This is a genomic window from Pseudomonas sp. NBRC 111132, assembly GCF_001320565.1.
GTDB lineage: Bacteria > Pseudomonadota > Gammaproteobacteria > Pseudomonadales > Pseudomonadaceae > Aquipseudomonas > Aquipseudomonas putida_P.
On sequence record NZ_BCBI01000038.1, the window covers coordinates 1 to 16,924 of the forward strand.

The window sequence follows — 16,924 nt, forward strand, 5'->3', positions numbered from 1 at the left end:
CCATAGGCGGGGTGATCCAGATTTTCACCCGCCGTAGCAATGGCCCCGGCCTGCAGCCGCGCCTGCGCATGGCCGCTGGCAGCAACCAGACCTTTCAACGCAGCCTGGGGCTTTCTGGCGGCAACGATGCGACCCGCTTCAACCTGGGCGCCAGCCTGGATGAAACTGCCGGCATCGACTCGACCGGGCCGTCCTTCGACAGCGATGGCGACCACGATGCCTACCGCAACCGATCGCTCAACCTGAGCCTGAGCCATACGTTCAACGAACGTTTCGAGGCAGGTGTAAACCTGCTCGACAGCCGCGGGCGCAGTGAATACGACAATCCGTACGGGCGACTCGATGAAGATACCTGGCTGAGTTATCCACAACAGCCCTACACCGATTTCAGCGTCAGCAGCCTGGGCGGCTGGTTCGATGCCCAACTCAACGACGCCTGGCACTCGAGGCTGGAACTGGGCCACAGCGAAAACCGCGACGACAAACGCGACAAACTCAGCGACCAGCGCTTCATTTACAACACCTATCGTGATCAGGTCACCTGGCAGAACGATCTCGCCTTCGACGACCAAAACCAACTGATGCTCGGTGGCGATTGGTACGAGGAACGCTTCCATGGCACGGCGAACTTCAGCGAAGACAGCCGCTGGAACCGCGCCGCCTTCGCCCAGTACCGTTTTACCGGGGAACACTTCTCGAGCGAGCTCGGCGTACGTCACGACCGCAACCAACAGTACGGCGACCAGACCACTTGGAACGCCAGCCTTACCCTTCCATTGAATTCCCGCAACGACCTACTGGCGTCTTACAGCGAAGGGTTTCGCGCCCCCACTTTCAATGACCTCTACGACGTACAGTACGGTAACCCGGACCTGCGCCCCGAGCACTCGAAGAGTTACGAGCTGCAATGGCGCAGCCAACTGGCCAGCCATACCCGACTGGAAGCCTCGCTGTATCGCACCGACCTACGCGATGCGATCAACTACGACCCAACGCTCAGGCGACCCGGCAATGTCGACAATGCACGCATCAATGGCTTCGAGTTGTCGTTGCTGCAGGAGTGGGCTGGCTGGACCTCTCAGTTGGGGGTGAGCATGATTGATCCCCGAGACCGCGAAAGCGGACATACCCTGCAGCGACGCGCCCGCCGCACGTTGAACCTTGACCTGGATCGTCAGTTCGAACGCTTCAGCGTGGGCGCGAGCTGGCAGGCTGTCAGCGGCAGCTACGACGATCCATCGAACAATGAGCGCATAGGTGGCTATGGACTTGTAGGCCTACGAGGCGGCATGCGCCTGACGACGGATGTAAAGCTTGAACTGAAGCTCGACAACCTGTTGGACAAACAGTACAGCCGAGCCATGTACAGCTTCGATGGCAGCCAGTACGGCTACCGCGAAGAAGGCCGCACGCTGCTGTTCAGCGTTACCTGGACGCCGGTGCTTTAGCCGCGAGCAACGCGCACAGGCGGGCGGTGGCCTCGATCATCTGCCCGCTGGGGCGCTCCAGGCCTTTGTCAGGCACCACCAGCAGGCGCCCATCAGCCACGGCTCGAAGCTGCGGCCAGGCCTTCCAGCTGGCCAACTGTGCCTGATCGCCGGCCAGGATGACCTGCGGATCACGCAGCAGTACAGACTCCACACTCACCTGCGGTGCCGGCTGGCTGAGGTCGGCGAATACGTTGCGCGCCCCGCACACGGCCAGGGCGTCGCTCACCACCTGGCGGCCACCGAGCGTGTACAACGGCCTATCCCACACTTGATAGAACACCTGCAAGGGTTCGTCTCGCCCATACTGCTGGCGCAGCTGCTGCAGCCGCTTGCGCAGTGCTTGAGCGTAAGCGTGGCCTTGCTCGGCACGCCCAATGCGCCCGGCAATGGCCTCGATCTGCTCGATCAGTTGGTCGATGTCATGGGGTTCGGCACTGAAGGTGGCAATGCCCAGGCGCTTGAGCTGGTCGCGCTGGGCGGGCGGTACGCTGCCAGGCCACAGCAACAACAAGTCGGGGCGCAGGCTGAGCAAACGCTCCATGTCCAGCTGCCCTTGGCGCCCGACCGAGGGCAAGTCGCCCAGGGCAGCCGGCCGTTCGCCACCGTCGAGCACGCCCACCAACAAGTCGTCGGCCTGCAGCTCAAGCATGATTTCAGTCATCGAGGGGGCCAGGCTGACCACCCGCAAGGGGTCGGCGGCCAGCGCGGTGCAGGCTAACAGCGCCAGCAGGCCAGGCAGCAGGCGCATCAGCCGAGCTGACGCGGAATACGATAGAGGTACAGCACTACCACCGTGGACAATGCCAGCAGGATCTGCGGCACCGCCTCCAGACCGACAAGCACCGTCAGCGCTGCGACCCAGGCTGGGAAGCAGGCATACAGCATGGCCACGCGCCGTACCCGCGCCAGTTCGATCCAGGCGCCAGGTTCTTCGCCCGTGCCGAGCACTTTGGAGGTGGCGATCAGTGCACGCTTGTAGGCGCCGAAGCGCGGCAAGCTGAGGAACATGGTGGCCGCACCGGCAATGAACAGTGGCATGGCCAGCACCGGTATCAGCGCATCACCACCACCAAAGGCCCAGGCCATGACCGGCAGCGGCACCAGGCCCACGGCCAGGTACTGCCACCAGGCCAGCGCCAGGCGCCGCTTGACCTCGGCGCGTGTCACGCCTGTGGCGCCTCGCCCTGGTGCTCGTTGCCCAGCATGTGGCCCAACTTGCCGGCCTTGGTCGCCAGGTAGTAACGGTTGTGCGGGTTGTGCCCGGTGTGCAGCGGCACACGCTCGGCAACCACGATATTCATGTCGGTCAGGGCTTTGACCTTGCGTGGGTTGTTGGTCATCAGGCGCAGCGCCTTCACGCCCAAGTGCTCGAGCATCGGCAGGCACATGGCGTAGTCACGCTGGTCGGCGGCAAAGCCCAGACGCTCGTTGGCTTCGACGGTGTCGGCGCCGCCATCCTGCAGTTCGTAGGCACGGATCTTGTTCAGCAGGCCGATGCCACGGCCTTCTTGACGCAGGTACAGCAGCACGCCACGGCCTTCGCGGGCGATGGCCTGCAGCGCGGCTTCCAGCTGCGAGCCGCAATCGCAGCGCTGGCTGAACAGGGCATCGCCGGTCAGGCACTCGGAGTGCAGGCGCCCCAGCACCGGCTGGCCGTCCGCGATATCACCCAGGCTGAGCACCACATGCTCACGGCCAGTGGCTTCGTCGAGAAAGCCATGCATGGTGAAGGTCGCGAAGGGAGTCGGGAGTTTAGAGGCGGCAACAAAGACGACGGGCACGTTGTGCTCCTGGAATAAGTTGAAAATTTCTCGTGGGCCGATTGTATCAGCAGGTAGCGGAATGTGGGCCGGCTCAATACCGTGGGTTAAGATCGAAAAGTTCGATGCTTAGGTCAAGCAGGCCCGGATTCAATGGGGTTTGCTATCGGCACTGAACGGATACGGCTGCTTCCAGCGTTCGAAGATCGGCTTCAGTTCGCCGCTGCGTACCAGCTCGGCCATGCGCTTGTCGAACAGGTCGCACAGAGCCTTGGCCTGGTCGTTGCGGGCGAAAGCCAGGTACAGCGGCAGTTCGGCCACATGGGTACGACGGAAGCGCTCGGGCTGCGAAGACTGGCTCAGGACATAATCGACTTCGGTCTGCGCATCGATGTAGAAGTCCACGCGATCATGCTCGAGCATCGGCAAGATGCCTTCACGGCGCTGAATCTCGCGAAATTCGTGCACATCAGGCAAGTAGCTGCCGTAGTCGTAGCCACGCACCCAGGCCAAGCGATATTTGCCCACGTTCTGCGGTGTAGGCACTGGCTTGCTGGCCAGCCCCAGGGCGTAGATATGGTCCATGTCGAAGTGCCAGCGCGGGTACAGATTGTCGTCGTTTTCTTCCTTGTACGAGCCAACCCAGGCATCAGCCTCGCCGCGCTTCACCAGGCCGACCGCACGGCTGTAGGGCGCGCTCTGGGTAACCACCTTGACTCCGGCCGGCTCGAACACCTTGCGCAACACGTCCCAGGCCACCCCGGTACCGTCGGCGTTGGTGTAGTCGAGCCACTCCTCGCTGACCAGATGGATCTGCTTGGGTACGCCTTCGGCAGCGCTCACCCACGGGGCGACACTCAGCAGCATTGCCAGCAGCACAGTCCTTATGGCCATTCACGCGCTCCCTGTTTCAGGCAACCGCCCACACCAGAACCTGCATGCCCAGCCAGGCGAAAACACCGGCCAGGATATCGTCGAGCATGATGCCGACACCCCCGTGCACATGGCGGTCGATCCAGCGGATTGGCCACGGCTTGAGGATGTCGAAGAAGCGGAACATCAGGAACCCTGCCAGCAGCCACTGCCAGCCTTCCGGCACTAGCCAGAGGGTGATCCACATGCCGACAATCTCGTCCCAGACAATGCCTTCATGGTCGTGTACGCGCAAGTCATTGGCAACTTTGCCGCACAACCAGAAGCCAAACAGCATGCTGACGCCGAGCAACAGCCAGTAACCCCAGTCGGGCAGCATCTGCCACAGCGGGATGAACGGTATGGCAACCAGCGAGCCCCAGGTACCCGGTGCCTTGGGCAAGGTGCCGGAACCGAAGCCAAACGCGATGAAGTGCCATGGGTTGCGCCAGACCGAGGGCGGAACGAACTCCGCAGGCACCTGATTGGGGTGATCGGTCACGGTGTCTCCCTAAAGTGTTGATAGCCCCGCTGAACGGGGGTGATGTCCTGGCCTTGCGCGTCGCGCAAGGTCACGCCCTGCCCTTCGAGCACTCGGCCGATGGTATGCACTTCGATAGTGTCGAAGGCAGCCAGGGGCGCGAGCGCCTCGGGCGGCAAAGTGAAGGCCAGTACGTAATCGTCGCCACCGGTGAGCGCTGCCCGCACCGCAGCTTCACGACCGAGGAAGGCTTCCAAAGCAGGAGACACTGGTACTTGCGCCAGGTTCACCTCCAGCGCAACGCCGGACGCCTTGGCGATATGCCCACAATCGGCGAGCAACCCGTCGGAGATATCCAGTGCCGCTGTGGCCCGGCCACGCAGCAGTGCACCAAGGGTGAGCTGTGGCATTGGCGACCAGTAGTGGGCCAACAACGGCTCGGCTTGCGCAGCCGGCGCCTCGCGCTCACCGAGTACCAGCGGCAATGCACCGGCAGCCTTGCCCAGCGAACCACCGACACACAGCAGGTCGCCAGGCCGTGCGCCGCTGCGGCGCAAGGCCTGGCCTACCGGCACGCGACCAAACACGGTCACAGTGATACTCAACGGGCCGCGAGTGGTGTCGCCACCAATCAGGCTCATGCGGCAACGCTGGGCCATGCGGCTGAGGCCGTCGGCATAGGCCGACAGCCAGCCAGGGCCAACGTCAGGCAGGGTCAGGGCGAGGGTAAAGCCGATTGCAGTCGCGCCCATGGCTGCCAGGTCACTGGCCGCCACGGCCAACGAACGCTGGCCGAGCAGCAACGGATCGCAAGCAACAGGAAAATGCACCCCGGCGACCAGGGTGTCGGTGGACACCGCCAGTTGCTCACCGGGGGGAAGATCCAGCAGGGCGCAGTCGTCGCCGATCCCCAGGGCCACGCCCTCGCCGCCCTGCGCACAGGGCGCGGCGGCGAAGTAATGGTTGATCAGCTCGAACTCACCCATGGCCAGGCTGCGCCAGGATCAGCGCTTGTTCGCCTTGACTTCTGCTTCACGCAGGGCCGGGGCGAGCTTGTCCAGCACGCCGTTGACAAACTTGTGGCCGTCGGTGGCACCGAAGACCTTGGCCAGCTCCACGCCTTCGTTGATCACCACGCGGTACGGAACGTCGACGCGCTTGATCAGCTCCCAGGTGGACAGGCGCAGCACGGCCAGCTCGACCGGGTCGAGCTCTTCCAGTGCGATGGTCATGCAAGGCACCAGTGCCTTGTCGATTTCGCCCTTGATTGCCGGGACCCCGTGCAGGATCTCGCGGAAATAGGCACCGTCGACATCGGTGAAATCGTTATCGACCCGGAACTGCGCTTCGATCTCGTTCAGCGAATGCTGGGCCATGTGCCACTGGTAGAGGGCCTGGGTCGCGAGCTTGCGGGCTTCGCGGCGCTTGGCGCTCTTGGAGGGCTTGCCGGCATCCGCAGGTTTTGGATCGCGCGGGTTGAAACGATCGCTTTCGTCGCTAATCACTTGGCCTCCAACTGCGCCAGCAGGCTGACCATTTCCAGAGCGGACAGGGCAGCTTCAGCACCTTTGTTGCCAGCTTTGGTGCCGGAACGCTCGATGGCTTGCTCGATGGAGTCGACGGTCAGTACGCCGAAGGCCACCGGTACACCGAACTCCATGGACACCTGGGCCAGGCCCTTGGTGCATTCGCCCGCCACGTATTCGAAGTGCGGGGTACCACCACGAATCACGGCGCCCAGGGCGATGATCGCGTCGTAGGCGCCTTGCTGGGCGACCTTCTGTGCTACCAGCGGGATCTCGAATGCACCGGGGGCACGGATGATGGTGATGTCGCTTTCGCTGACACCGTGGCGAACCAGGGCATCAACGGCACCGCTTACCAGGCTTTCGACGACGAAGCTGTTGAAGCGGCCAACCACCAAAGCATAGCGACCTTTGGGGGCGATGAAGGTACCTTCGATGGTCTTCAGGGTCATTCCGATATTCTCATCTTCAAGAGCGAGGCCGCATACAAGCGGCCTCGACAGGGGTCTGGACTCGAGCAGAGGGCGTCAATGCCGCCTCAAGTCACTCGGAGGGCACGTATTCTACAACTTCCAGATCGAATCCGGATATCGCGTTGAACTTCATCGGCGAACTCATCAGGCGCATCTTGCGCACACCAAGGTCGCGCAGGATCTGCGAACCGGCACCCACGGTGCTGTAGGTGGTCGGTGCCTTGGTCGGTGCATCACCCGCGCTTTCACGAATGTGCGCCAGCAGCACGTCGCCATCCAGCGGGTGGCCCAGCAGCAAGACCACGCCACTGCCAGCCTCGGCCACGGCAGCCATGGCTGCGCGCAGGCTCCAGCGGCCCGGCTGCTTGACCAGCAGCAGGTCGCGCAGCGGGTCCATGTTGTGCACACGCACCAAGGTCGGCTCTTCGGCGCAGATCTTGCCCAGGGTCAGGGCCATGTGCACGTCGCCTTCCACCGCATCACGGTAGGTGACCAGGTTGAATTCACCCAGCTCGCTCTCCACCGGCTGCTCGGAAACACGCTGCACGGTGCGCTCGTGGATCATGCGGTAGTGGATCAGGTCGGCGATGGTGCCGATCTTCAGACCGTGCTCGGCGGCGAACACCTCCAGCTCGGCGCGACGCGACATGGTGCCATCGTCGTTCATCACTTCGCAGATCACGCCGCTTGGCTCGAAACCAGCCATGCGCGCAAGGTCGCAGGCGGCTTCGGTGTGGCCAGCGCGAGCCAGGGTGCCACCTGGCTGGGCCATCAACGGGAAGATGTGGCCAGGGCTGACGATGTCTTCGGCCTTGGCATCCTTGGCTGCGGCGGCCTGCACGGTGCGTGCGCGGTCAGCGGCGGAAATACCGGTGGTGACGCCTTCGGCGGCTTCGATCGATACGGTGAACTTGGTGCCGAAGCCCGAGCCGTTGCGCGGTGCCATCAGTGGCAGCTTCAGCGTTTCGCAACGCTCGCGGGTCATCGGCATGCAGATCAGACCACGGGCGTGCTTGGCCATGAAGTTGATGTGCTCGGGCAGGCAGCATTCGGCTGCCATGATGATGTCGCCTTCGTTCTCGCGGTCTTCGTCATCCATGAGGATGACCATTTTGCCCTGGCGGATGTCTTCGACCAGTTCTTCGATGCTGTTGAGCGCCACGCGGCACCCCCTTCTCAATCAGGATTTCAAGAAGCCGTTGGCGGCCAGGAAGCTTTCGGTAATGCCACTGCCCTTGCTCGGCTCGGCGGCCTTGTCACCCAAAAGCAAACGCTCCAGATAACGGGCCAGCAGGTCGACCTCAAGGTTTACCCGACGCCCTGCACGGTAGTCGGCCATGATGGTTTCGGACAGGGTGTGCGGGACAATGGTCAGCTCGAATTCGGCGCCATTGACCTCATTGACCGTCAGGCTGGTGCCGTCGACGGTGATCGAACCCTTGTGGGCGATGTACTTGGCCAGTTCCTTGGGTGCGCGTACGCGGAACTGGATGGCGCGGGCATTATCGCTGCGCGAAATGATTTCGCCGACCCCGTCGACGTGGCCGCTGACCAGGTGCCCACCCAGACGGGTGGTGGGAGTCAGGGCCTTTTCCAGGTTGACCTTGCTGCCGCTCTTGAGGTCGATGAAGGCGGTGCGCTTGAGGGTTTCGACGCTGACGTCGGCCCAGAAGCCGTCGCCCGGCAGCTCCACGGCGGTCAGGCACACACCGTTGACGGCGATGCTGTCGCCGAGCTTGACGTCACCCAGGTCGAGCTTGCCGGTTTCGACGTAGACGCGCACGTCGCCACCCTTGGGGGTCAGGCTGCGGATGGTGCCGATGGATTCGATGATGCCGGTGAACATGGGGTCTTCCTCAAAAAGCGGTTTGCGCGGGGCAAGCCCGGCATTATACGCCGGGCGCCGGCAAGGGGATGGCCGTGACCCGCCAGTCATCGCCCACTGCGCGCATTTCGGTAATTTTCAGCCTTGGTGCCTCGCTCATCTTGCCCAGCGGCCAGTCCAGCAGCGGCCGGGCCTGGGAGCCAAGGAAGGTGCCGGCGACAAACAGCTGGTACTCATCGACAAGGCCTTGCTGGGCAAAGGCGCCGACCAGGCCGGCACCGGCTTCCAGCAGGATTTCGTTGACACCTCGGGCCGCCAGGGCTTGCAGCAGCGCCGGCAAGTCGACCTGGCCATTGTCACCCGGCAGGCTGAGCAACTCGTGGCCGGCAGCGGCATAACGCGGGTCATCTGCGACAGCAGCCACCACCAGCGCCGGCCCGGCTTGGAAGAAAGCCGCATCCAGCGGCAGGCGCAGGCGACTATCGACCAGCACCCTCAGCGGTGTACGGCTGAGTGCCAGGGCGGTGGTTTCGGCATCCAGGCCCAGCTCGGTGCCACGCACGGTCATTCGTGCATTGTCGGCCAGCACACTGGCAGCGCTGGTCAGCACCACGCTGGAACGGGCGCGCAAGCGCTGCACCGCCGAACGGGCAGCCGGGCCGGTGATCCACTGGCTTTCGCCACTGGCCATCGCGGTGCGGCCATCCAGGCTCATGGCCAGCTTGGCGCGGACGAACGGCAGGCCGTACTCCATGCGCTTGAGGAAGCCCGGGTTGAGCGCGCGGGCTTCGGCTTCGAGCACACCGCTGGCGACTTCAATGCCTGCCTCGGCCAAGCGCTGCAAGCCCTGGCCTGCCACTTGCGGGTTGGGGTCCTGCATGGCCGCCACCACTCGCGCCACACCGGCCTTGACCAGTGCTTCGGCGCACGGCGGCGTGCGGCCATGATGGCTGCACGGTTCAAGGGTGACGTAGGCACAGGCGCCAATGGCGCGCTCACCAGCCTGGCGCAGGGCGTGCACTTCGGCATGCGGCTCGCCGGCACGCACGTGCCAGCCTTCACCGACCACTTCGCCATCGCGCACGATCACGCAGCCCACGCGCGGGTTCGGGTGAGTGGTGTACAGGCCTTTGCGCGCCAGCTCCAGCGCGCGGGCCATGTAATGGGCGTCGAGGACGGCAGCTTGGCTGGGCATGTTCACTCTCTAGCAGGCTCACGGGCCAGGCGGTCGATTTCTTCGCGGAACTCGTCGAGGTCCTGGAAGCGCCGGTACACCGAGGCAAAGCGGATATAGGCCACTTCATCGAGCTTGCGCAGCTCGGCCATGACCATTTCACCTACCACCAGCGATTTGACTTCGCGCTCGCCGGTCGCGCGCAGGCGGCTCTTGATGTGCGCCAGCGCCGCTTCCAGGCGCTCGACGCTGACCGGGCGCTTTTCCAGAGCCCGTTGCATGCCGGCGCGCAGCTTTTCTTCGTCGAAAGGCTGGCGCGTGCCGTCCTGCTTGATCAGCCGGGGCAGCACCAGCTCGGCGGTTTCGAAGGTAGTGAAGCGCTCGCCACAGGCCACGCATTCGCGGCGGCGGCGCACCTGCTCGCCCTCGGCAACGAGGCGAGAGTCGATGACCTTGGTGTCGTTGGCACCGCAAAAGGGACAGTGCATGGTGGCAGGCAACAAAAAAAGGGAGGGCCATGGTAGCGCATTGCACTGGCAAGACAAGCCAAAGGGGTTAACATCCATGGGAAATCTGCCCGTTAAGGACTCCCCCATGCACTACCGAGCGCTCGTCGTGCTGTGCTGCGCCGCCCTGCTCGCCGCCTGCGGCAGCGACAGGCCGAAGACCGACAACCTCCCGGCCCCCGCGCCCGCCCGCTCGGCCAAGCAGGCCGAAGTACTGGGCCCGCTGCCGGCCTACCAGCGCGAGCTGAGCGGCACCTTGCTGGAAATTCCGGCCGGTGCCAACGTGGAGCTGGCCTTGCTGGTCATCGACGAACGCGACCGCCCGCAAGGCCTGCTGGCCAGCAGCACCCTGACCGGTACCGGCCAGGCCCTGCCCTATCACCTGCGCTTCAACCCCGAAGCCTTCCCGGCCGATGCGCGGGTCGAGCTGCGTGGCCGTGCCAGCAGCTCCGGCCAACTGATCATGCACCTGCCCCCCGTGCGCATTACCCAGGCCCAAACCCAAGCCACTGGCCCGCTGCGTTTCGAGAAGGCGCCGTAAGTGGCACCGCTGGCCCTGCAACAGGCGCTCAGCGGCCTGATAGGCGAAGCGCGCCTGGTCGTCAACGAACTGCCCGGCTGCGACCTGAAGCTGTGGCTGATCGATGACCAGAACATGGACCGGGCCTTCAGCAGCGAAGAAACCCGGCGCATTCTGGAAGAACCGCCCTACTGGAGCTTCTGCTGGGCCAGCGGCCTGGCCATGGCCCGCTACCTGGCCGAGCGCCCCGAATGGGTGGCGGGCAAGCGCGTGCTGGACTTCGGCGCAGGCTCCGGTATCGCTGGCATTGCCGCAGCACGCGCTGGCGCGCTGGAAGTGGTGGCGTGCGACCTCGACCCGCTGGCCCTCGACGCCTGCCGCGCGAATGCCGCGCTGAACGGCGTCGAGCTGAACTACAGCAGCGATTTCTTCGCCGAAGGCGACCGTTTCGACCTGATCCTGGTTGCCGACGTGCTGTACGACCGCGCCAACCTGCCACTACTGGATGCCTTCCTTGGCCGCGGTCGCCAGGCCCTGGTGGCCGACTCACGGGTACGCGATTTCAGCCACCCGCTGTACCGGCAGTTGGGCGTGCTTGAAGCACTCACCCTGCCAGACCTGGCCGAGCCGCACGAATTCCGCCGGGTCAGCCTGTACCACGCCAGCCGCGACGCCTTATAGTGGTGCCATTCACGAGTTTGCGAGAGTCGCAATGAGCCAAGACACGCCTTACATTTTCGACGCCACCGATGCCACCTTCCAGCAACTGGTGATCGAGAACTCCTTCCACAAGCCGGTGCTGGTGGACTTCTGGGCCGAGTGGTGCGCGCCGTGCAAGGCGCTGATGCCGTTGCTGGCCAAGATCGCCGAGGGTTACCAGGGCGAACTGCTGCTGGCCAAGATCAATTGCGACGTGGAGCAACAGGTGGTTGCCCAGTTCGGCATCCGCAGCCTGCCGACCGTGGTCCTGTTCAAGGACGGCCAGCCGGTGGACGGTTTCGCCGGAGCACAGCCGGAATCGGCGATTCGCGCCATGCTCGAGCCGCATGTGCAAATGCCCGCCGCACCCGCCGCTTCGCCGCTGGAGCAGGCCAAGGCACTGTTTGCCGAAAGCCGCTTCGCGGAAGCCGAAGCACTGCTGCAGGTGCTGCTGGGTGAGGACAACAGCAATGCCGAAGCGCTGATTCTATACGCTCGCTGCCTGGCCGAGCGCGGTGAGCTGGGCGAAGCGCAGGTGGTATTGGACGCGGTCAAGACTGACGAACACAAAGCTGCACTGGCGGGTGCCAAGGCACAGCTGACCTTCCTGCGCCAGGCTGCCAGCCTGCCGGAAGTGGCTGACCTGAAAAGCCGCCTGGCGCAGAACCCGCAGGATGACGAGGCGGCTTATCAGCTGAGCATCCAGCAGCTGGCGCGCCAACAGTATGAGGCGGCGTTGGAGGGGTTGCTGAAGCTGTTCCAGCGTAACCGTGCCTATGAGAACGGGCTGCCGCATAAGGCATTGCTGCAGGTGTTCGAGCTACTGGGCAATGATCACCCGCTGGTCAACGTTTACCGACGCAAGCTGTTCGCTGCGATGTATTGATAGCCAATGCCAGGTACGGCCGCCCGACATCGGGCGGCTGCATCGATCGATTCTACAGGTATTAGCCAATATCAAGGCTCAGCGCCGTCTGCAGGTCGATCAGTGGGACAGGCAGGATCAACACTGCCCAGATAAACGCCTCGCCCAGATCGCTGTACGCCCGAATGATACAAAAGGGCTCATTATCAAACCGTTCGATAGCTCCGTTGCTGGCAATAAAACAGTTAAACCCGCTCCAATAGGTATCTTCATAGGGGATCACGACTTCCTGACCTCCCTTTCGATAGCACAGCTTTACATGACCATGTAATGACGGCGTCAAGCGAATATAGCCGGTCGGAACGCCACGAAGAACCATAACTGTGGACGTGAACGTGCTGTTTTCCACTGCGGCCTGAATGACGCAATACTCGCACAGTGTCTCGATACTAGATGCTTCTCGTTCGTCAGGCAGGAAGGTACACCCCCAACCCTTTGGCTCTATCCGACCTCCATATTGACTCCACCAGCGTGGAGGCTCACCTGCATTACTGGGCAAAAGGCTCAGCGTTACCGTTTGCGCCCCATTAATCACCCGCACCCTGGGTTCAAGGCCGAACGACTGGCCCTCAACTTGCACGTGTGCGAGTGGGGGCTCACTCGATTGAAGTTCAAAGCGACTCCTAACAATTGAGCCATCCGTTTCCAAAACCCCACTACGCACGAGCCCCGGTGGCATGAGGAGGCTGGGGCAGTCTTGTATATCCTGCTGGGCAAGCGCAGCCCCAGGATAGCGTGTCGCATCCAGCACCATGGACACGCCTGCCGTTGATACAGGAATAGGCGGATAGAGGTTGGGAAAGAAAGCGATACCGTGCTCCCCAATCACAGGATACAAGGCTAGAAACGATGATTGATTCTCTACCGCGCTTATCGAGCGAAGCCAGAAATGCATGGGCTTGAGTACTCGGGTGCTCAACGGCTGGATTTTACCCAGCTGAATGAATTTGCTGGAATCAGCATGCCCCCGGAAAAAGAGGGCATAGGGCAATGCCCCCAGTTCATCGCGAGTGGATGTTTGATAGGCATTGGAGAGATAGAAAACGGGATACTTAGCCCACCCTAGTGATACACGCTGCTCACTGTCATAGCGTCCTGCGTTGGCTTCGAGGTCTATTTCCAGGCAGAGCTCAACACCCTGTTCCTCTATCACATGCCGTACTTGAGTGATGGTCCTTGTCCGTCCGCCCAATGAGCGGACCAGGTGAATAACCACACACGACAGGATTCTGCGTCTGACCACCAACCGTAACGGGCTACCGTCACCGCCCGTCACCTGTAATTTCAATGGCCCCAATGAGCATCGAAAGAACTGTGCCGATTCCATTGTCGTGTCGATTTCAAACTCAATATCCTGCGCACAGAACCCGTCGCCCTGCGGTTCTAGCGCATGAGCCTTCCAATACTCATTAAGTTTGCGCCAATCGAAGAACACCATGAAGGGCCAGCCGTAAAGGCTATCCTCGCCGGAGCGGACTTCATCGTTTGCGCCATTGCTGATATCCATTCTTTCCACCCGCGGTAGTGCCGTTCAGGTGACTGTCACGTATCACCCAAAGCGTCACAACTGGCAGAAATGACAGGTCATTCGGCTTTTCGTGGCCCCACCCAATGGTAAACCGGCGCATCACCCACGTTTTCAACCCGCACATCTGGACTATGGCGCAACCTGACCAACAATCGTTTACCTGCCGCGACACTTCCTACCAGCGCTTCCAATTGCTCCAACAGCTGAGGCCCTGCGACGTGCCCGGCCCGTTGCAGTAACTCACGTGCTGTTGCCCATTGCCCATCATCCTGACTTGGCGGGGCGTGGACCACTGCGGTTGCGTCTACAGACGCCTCACGCCCCGTCACCCGTTGCCCCAGCTGCGCCCACTCTTCTGGCGCCAGCTCAATGGTCAGGTCCACTGGCCATTCACCAATCTGTCCGCGAATTCTCATGATGCATTCCTTGAGCCCAGGTCAATGCAGCCATGCTACCGCAACATGAAACCTTAGCCACGCAGGCTGGCGGCGCGCAGAAAAATTGTTATAACATAACTCAACCTTCCAGCCCGCTCCGGAGTCGTCCATGCGTCGCCTGCTGCTCGCCCTGCCCTTCGCCTTGCTGCCACTGGCCGTGGCCCATGCCCACGATGACCATGATCACGACCACGCCCATGGCACACTCGGCGCCCATGAGCATGGCGTAGCCAAGCTCAACGTCGTACTCGATGGCAACACCCTGGAGCTTGAGCTGGACAGCCCGGCCATGAACCTGGTCGGTTTCGAGCACGCGGCCAGCAGCGATGCTGACAAGGCCAAGGTCGCCGCCGTACGCCAGCAGCTCGAACAACCGTTGACGCTGGTCGGCCTGGCTGCTGCCGCAGGCTGCAAAGAAGAACAGCAGGCGCTGGAAAGCCCGCTGTTCGGTGACGCCCCGAAAGCCGACGAGGATGGCGACGATCATGAGCATGGGCACCAACACAGCGACATTGGCGCCCATTACCAGCTGACCTGCGCCAACCCCGAGAAACTGACACAGGTGGACCTGGCACCACTGTTCAAGGCCTTCCCGGCCACCCAGAAAATCAACGTGCAACTGATCGGCCCCAATGGCCAGAAAGGTGTGGAAACCACGCCGGCCCAGGCAACGGTCGCCTTCTGAATGAGCCAGCCGTTGATCGAACTGCGTGACCTGGTGTTCGCCTGGCCAGGTCAGCCGCCGCTGCTGGACATTCCAGCCTTGCGCCTGAACGCTGGTGAAGCCTTGTTCCTCAAGGGCCCCAGCGGCAGTGGCAAGACCACCTTGCTGGGCCTGCTGGGCGGGGTGAGCGTGCCCGCCCAGGGCCGTATCGAGTTGCTCGGCCAGGACCTCGGCGGGCTGAGTCAGGGCGCCCGCGACCGTTTTCGGGTGGATCACACGGGGTACATCTTTCAGCAGTTCAACCTGCTGCCATTTCTGTCGGTACGTGAAAACGTCGAGCTGCCCTGCCGCTTCTCGCGCAGCCGCAAGGCCCGCGCCGAGCAGCGCCATGGCGGTGTCGACCAGGCAGCCAGCACGCTGTTGGCGCACCTGGGCCTGGACGACCCCGCCCTGCTCGCCCGCCGCGCCGACAGCCTGTCGATCGGCCAGCAGCAGCGGGTCGCCGCCGCCCGCGCACTGATCGGCCAGCCCGAGTTGGTGATTGCCGACGAGCCGACTTCGGCACTGGATACCGACACCCGCGAAGCGTTCATCCGCCTGCTGTTCGATGAGTGCCGCGCCGCCGGCGCAAGCTTGTTGTTCGTCAGCCACGATCAAAGCCTGGCACCGCTGTTCGACCGCCACCTTTCCCTGGCCGACCTCAACCGCGCCGCCAAGCCCCGGGAGGCCTGATGTACCTGCTCCGCCTTGCCCTGGCCAGCCTGGCCAACCGCCGTTTCACTGCGTTTTTGACTGCATTTGCCATTGCCTTGTCGGTGTGCCTGCTGCTGGCCGTGGAACGCGTTCGCACCGAAGCTCGCGCCAGCTTCGCCAGCACCATCAGCGGAACCGACCTGATCGTCGGCGCCCGCTCTGGCTCGGTGAACCTGCTGCTGTATTCGGTGTTTCGCATTGGTAACGCCACCAACAACATCCGTTGGGACAGCTTCCAGCACTATGCCCAGGACCCACGGGTAAAGTGGGCAATCCCGATCTCGCTGGGCGACTCCCACCGTGGCTACAGGGTGATGGGCACCACGGCGGATTACTTCAGCCATTACCAGTACGGTCGCCGCCAGCACCTGGAACTGAGCCAGGGACGTGAGTTCGCCAGCGACCCCTTCGAAGTGGTGCTCGGCGCCGAAGTGGCCGAGGCGCTGCATTACAAGCTGGGTGACAAGCTGGTACTGGCCCACGGCGTGGCCGCCATCAGCCTGGTCAAGCACGACGACAAACCATTCACCGTGGTCGGTGTGCTCAAACGCACCGGCACACCGGTCGATCGCACCCTGCATATCAGCCTGGGGGGTATGGAAGCGATCCATATCGACTGGCACAACGGCGTACCCGCCCGTGGCGCCGGGCGCATCAGCGCCGAGCAAGCACGCGCGATGGACCTGCAACCTGCCGCCATCACTGCATTCATGCTGGGGCTGAACAGCAAGATCGCGACCTTCAGCCTGCAGCGGGAGATCAATGAGTACCGCAGCGAGCCGCTGCTGGCGATCCTGCCTGGGGTGGCCCTGCAGGAGCTCTGGAGCCTGATGGGCACTGCCGAACAAGCACTGTTCGTGGTGTCGCTGTTCGTGGTGCTGACCGGCCTGATTGGCATGCTCACGGCGATTCTTACCAGCCTCAACGAGCGCCGCCGGGAGATGGCGATCTTACGCTCGGTCGGTGCCAGGCCTTGGCATATCGCGGGGCTGCTGGTACTGGAGGCACTGTCACTGGCGGCGGTCGGGATCGTGGCCGGGCTTGGCTTGCTGTACGCGGGGATTGCCCTTGCGCAGGGGTATGTACAGGCGAACTATGGCTTGTATCTGCCACTGGCCCTACCTAGCGCTCATGAATGGACCTTGCTGGCTATCATCCTGGGGGCTGCGTTGCTGATGGGTAGCGTGCCTGCGTGGCGGGCGTATCGGCAGTCGCTGGCCGATGGTTTGTCCATACACCTCTGAGTGCGCG

General features: G+C 63.0%; 21 protein-coding genes. 7 read left to right on the forward strand and 14 right to left on the reverse strand.

What is annotated here, in order from left to right; translation table 11 throughout:
• The coding region (locus APH35_RS18045; RefSeq protein ID WP_060515221.1) for a TonB-dependent receptor domain-containing protein at positions 1 to 1,448 on the forward strand (1,448 nt) is incomplete at its 5' end.
• Here APH35_RS18045 and APH35_RS18050 read toward each other — a convergent pair.
• The 12 genes from APH35_RS18050 to nrdR all read right to left on the reverse strand — a co-directional run bounded on the left by APH35_RS18050 (position 1,426) and on the right by nrdR (position 10,129).
• Positions 1,426 to 2,238 (reverse strand): cobalamin-binding protein, encoded by an 813-nt coding sequence (locus APH35_RS18050; RefSeq protein ID WP_060515222.1) that lies wholly within the window; start codon positions 2,236 to 2,238, stop codon positions 1,426 to 1,428. The genes APH35_RS18045 and APH35_RS18050 overlap by 23 nt on opposite strands.
• On the reverse strand, positions 2,238 to 2,657 hold the full coding sequence (locus APH35_RS18055; protein WP_012270292.1) for a hypothetical protein: 420 nt from the start codon (positions 2,655 to 2,657) through the stop codon (positions 2,238 to 2,240). Before APH35_RS18055 ends, APH35_RS18050 begins: the two co-directional genes overlap by 1 nt.
• A complete protein-coding gene (gene ribA / locus APH35_RS18060) occupies positions 2,654 to 3,271 on the reverse strand; it encodes a GTP cyclohydrolase II (protein WP_060515223.1) in 618 nt (205 codons plus the stop codon). The genes APH35_RS18055 and ribA overlap by 4 nt, the downstream gene beginning before the upstream one ends.
• A gap of 129 nt (positions 3,272 to 3,400) precedes the next feature.
• A complete protein-coding gene (locus APH35_RS18065) occupies positions 3,401 to 4,144 on the reverse strand; it encodes a substrate-binding periplasmic protein (protein WP_012270290.1) in 744 nt (247 codons plus the stop codon).
• Between the two features lie 16 nt (positions 4,145 to 4,160).
• Positions 4,161 to 4,664: a phosphatidylglycerophosphatase A family protein gene (locus APH35_RS18070; protein ID WP_003255391.1), complete on the reverse strand. Its 504-nt coding sequence runs from the start codon at positions 4,662 to 4,664 to the stop codon at positions 4,161 to 4,163.
• Entirely contained in the window at positions 4,661 to 5,629 is a 969-nt protein-coding gene (gene thiL / locus APH35_RS18075) for a thiamine-phosphate kinase (RefSeq protein WP_012270289.1), read from the reverse strand. Before thiL ends, APH35_RS18070 begins: the two co-directional genes overlap by 4 nt.
• 18 nt (positions 5,630 to 5,647) lie before the next feature.
• A complete protein-coding gene (gene nusB, locus APH35_RS18080; RefSeq protein WP_003255393.1) occupies positions 5,648 to 6,148 on the reverse strand; it encodes a transcription antitermination factor NusB in 501 nt (166 codons plus the stop codon).
• Positions 6,145 to 6,621, reverse strand: a complete 477-nt coding sequence (gene ribH, locus APH35_RS18085) for a 6,7-dimethyl-8-ribityllumazine synthase (protein WP_003255395.1) — start codon at positions 6,619 to 6,621, stop codon at positions 6,145 to 6,147. The genes nusB and ribH overlap by 4 nt, the downstream gene beginning before the upstream one ends.
• Before the next feature lie 91 nt (positions 6,622 to 6,712).
• Positions 6,713 to 7,804, reverse strand: coding sequence for a bifunctional 3,4-dihydroxy-2-butanone-4-phosphate synthase/GTP cyclohydrolase II (gene ribBA, locus APH35_RS18090; protein ID WP_012270288.1), 1,092 nt, complete (start codon positions 7,802 to 7,804; stop codon positions 6,713 to 6,715).
• An 18-nt stretch (positions 7,805 to 7,822) separates the two neighbouring features.
• Positions 7,823 to 8,488, reverse strand: coding sequence for a riboflavin synthase (locus APH35_RS18095; protein WP_003255399.1), 666 nt, complete (start codon positions 8,486 to 8,488; stop codon positions 7,823 to 7,825).
• A 43-nt stretch (positions 8,489 to 8,531) separates the two neighbouring features.
• The gene (ribD, locus tag APH35_RS18100; RefSeq protein ID WP_060515224.1) at positions 8,532 to 9,662 is read right to left on the reverse strand and encodes a bifunctional diaminohydroxyphosphoribosylaminopyrimidine deaminase/5-amino-6-(5-phosphoribosylamino)uracil reductase RibD; all 1,131 of its coding nucleotides are present in this window, start codon (positions 9,660 to 9,662) and stop codon (positions 8,532 to 8,534) included.
• 2 nt (positions 9,663 to 9,664) lie between these two features.
• Positions 9,665 to 10,129, reverse strand: a complete 465-nt coding sequence (gene nrdR / locus APH35_RS18105; protein ID WP_012270286.1) for a transcriptional regulator NrdR — start codon at positions 10,127 to 10,129, stop codon at positions 9,665 to 9,667.
• Positions 10,130 to 10,235: 106 nt separating this feature from the next.
• On the opposite strand from nrdR, the gene APH35_RS18110 reads away from it, so the two are divergent.
• Genes APH35_RS18110 through trxA form a run of 3 tightly spaced genes read left to right on the forward strand, consistent with a single transcriptional unit; the run spans position 10,236 to position 12,252 of the window.
• Complete coding sequence (locus APH35_RS18110; RefSeq protein WP_060515225.1) at positions 10,236 to 10,688, forward strand: YbaY family lipoprotein; 453 nt, start codon at positions 10,236 to 10,238, stop codon at positions 10,686 to 10,688.
• On the forward strand, positions 10,689 to 11,348 hold the full coding sequence (locus tag APH35_RS18115; protein WP_060515226.1) for a class I SAM-dependent methyltransferase: 660 nt from the start codon (positions 10,689 to 10,691) through the stop codon (positions 11,346 to 11,348). It abuts the gene before it with no gap.
• A 31-nt stretch (positions 11,349 to 11,379) separates the two neighbouring features.
• Positions 11,380 to 12,252 carry a thioredoxin gene (gene trxA, locus APH35_RS18120; RefSeq protein ID WP_012270283.1) on the forward strand — a complete coding sequence of 291 codons (873 nt, stop codon included), beginning with the start codon at positions 11,380 to 11,382 and terminating at the stop codon, positions 12,250 to 12,252.
• 61 nt (positions 12,253 to 12,313) lie between these two features.
• Here trxA and APH35_RS18125 read toward each other — a convergent pair whose 3' ends face one another.
• Together APH35_RS18125 and APH35_RS18130 are read right to left on the reverse strand one after the other, a co-directional pair.
• Positions 12,314 to 13,798, reverse strand: coding sequence for a hypothetical protein (locus APH35_RS18125; protein WP_060515227.1), 1,485 nt, complete (start codon positions 13,796 to 13,798; stop codon positions 12,314 to 12,316).
• Between the two features lie 77 nt (positions 13,799 to 13,875).
• A complete protein-coding gene (locus tag APH35_RS18130; RefSeq protein ID WP_012270281.1) occupies positions 13,876 to 14,235 on the reverse strand; it encodes a hypothetical protein in 360 nt (119 codons plus the stop codon).
• 130 nt (positions 14,236 to 14,365) lie between these two features.
• Here APH35_RS18130 and APH35_RS18135 point away from each other — a divergent pair, with 130 nt between their 5' ends.
• From APH35_RS18135 to APH35_RS18145, 3 genes are read left to right on the forward strand one after another with little or no spacing between them, the layout of a single operon-like run.
• Positions 14,366 to 14,941, forward strand: a complete 576-nt coding sequence (locus tag APH35_RS18135; RefSeq protein ID WP_060494624.1) for a DUF2796 domain-containing protein — start codon at positions 14,366 to 14,368, stop codon at positions 14,939 to 14,941.
• Complete coding sequence (locus APH35_RS18140; RefSeq protein WP_012270279.1) at positions 14,942 to 15,652, forward strand: ABC transporter ATP-binding protein; 711 nt, start codon at positions 14,942 to 14,944, stop codon at positions 15,650 to 15,652.
• On the forward strand, positions 15,652 to 16,917 hold the full coding sequence (locus APH35_RS18145; RefSeq protein ID WP_012270278.1) for an ABC transporter permease: 1,266 nt from the start codon (positions 15,652 to 15,654) through the stop codon (positions 16,915 to 16,917). The genes APH35_RS18140 and APH35_RS18145 overlap by 1 nt, the downstream gene beginning before the upstream one ends.
• The last annotated feature ends 7 nt before the right edge of the window (positions 16,918 to 16,924 follow it).

Excerpts from the sequence above, each read along its gene's own strand:
- APH35_RS18050 (WP_060515222.1), bottom strand. The coding sequence starts at position 2,238 with ATGCGCCTGCTGCCTGGCCTGCTGGCGCTGTTAGCCTGCACCGCGCTG.
- APH35_RS18065 (WP_012270290.1), bottom strand. The coding sequence starts at position 4,144 with ATGGCCATAAGGACTGTGCTGCTGGCAATGCTGCTGAGTGTCGCCCCG.
- thiL (WP_012270289.1), bottom strand. The coding sequence starts at position 5,629 with ATGGGTGAGTTCGAGCTGATCAACCATTACTTCGCCGCCGCGCCCTGT.
- ribH (WP_003255395.1), bottom strand. The coding sequence starts at position 6,621 with ATGACCCTGAAGACCATCGAAGGTACCTTCATCGCCCCCAAAGGTCGC.
- APH35_RS18095 (WP_003255399.1), bottom strand. The coding sequence starts at position 8,488 with ATGTTCACCGGCATCATCGAATCCATCGGCACCATCCGCAGCCTGACC.
- ribD (WP_060515224.1), bottom strand. The coding sequence starts at position 9,662 with ATGCCCAGCCAAGCTGCCGTCCTCGACGCCCATTACATGGCCCGCGCG.
- nrdR (WP_012270286.1), bottom strand. The coding sequence starts at position 10,129 with ATGCACTGTCCCTTTTGCGGTGCCAACGACACCAAGGTCATCGACTCT.
- APH35_RS18110 (WP_060515225.1), top strand. The coding sequence starts at position 10,236 with ATGCACTACCGAGCGCTCGTCGTGCTGTGCTGCGCCGCCCTGCTCGCC.
- trxA (WP_012270283.1), top strand. The coding sequence starts at position 11,380 with ATGAGCCAAGACACGCCTTACATTTTCGACGCCACCGATGCCACCTTC.
- APH35_RS18125 (WP_060515227.1), bottom strand. The coding sequence starts at position 13,798 with ATGGATATCAGCAATGGCGCAAACGATGAAGTCCGCTCCGGCGAGGAT.
- APH35_RS18130 (WP_012270281.1), bottom strand. The coding sequence starts at position 14,235 with ATGAGAATTCGCGGACAGATTGGTGAATGGCCAGTGGACCTGACCATT.
- APH35_RS18135 (WP_060494624.1), top strand. The coding sequence starts at position 14,366 with ATGCGTCGCCTGCTGCTCGCCCTGCCCTTCGCCTTGCTGCCACTGGCC.
- APH35_RS18140 (WP_012270279.1), top strand. The coding sequence starts at position 14,942 with ATGAGCCAGCCGTTGATCGAACTGCGTGACCTGGTGTTCGCCTGGCCA.
- APH35_RS18145 (WP_012270278.1), top strand. The coding sequence starts at position 15,652 with ATGTACCTGCTCCGCCTTGCCCTGGCCAGCCTGGCCAACCGCCGTTTC.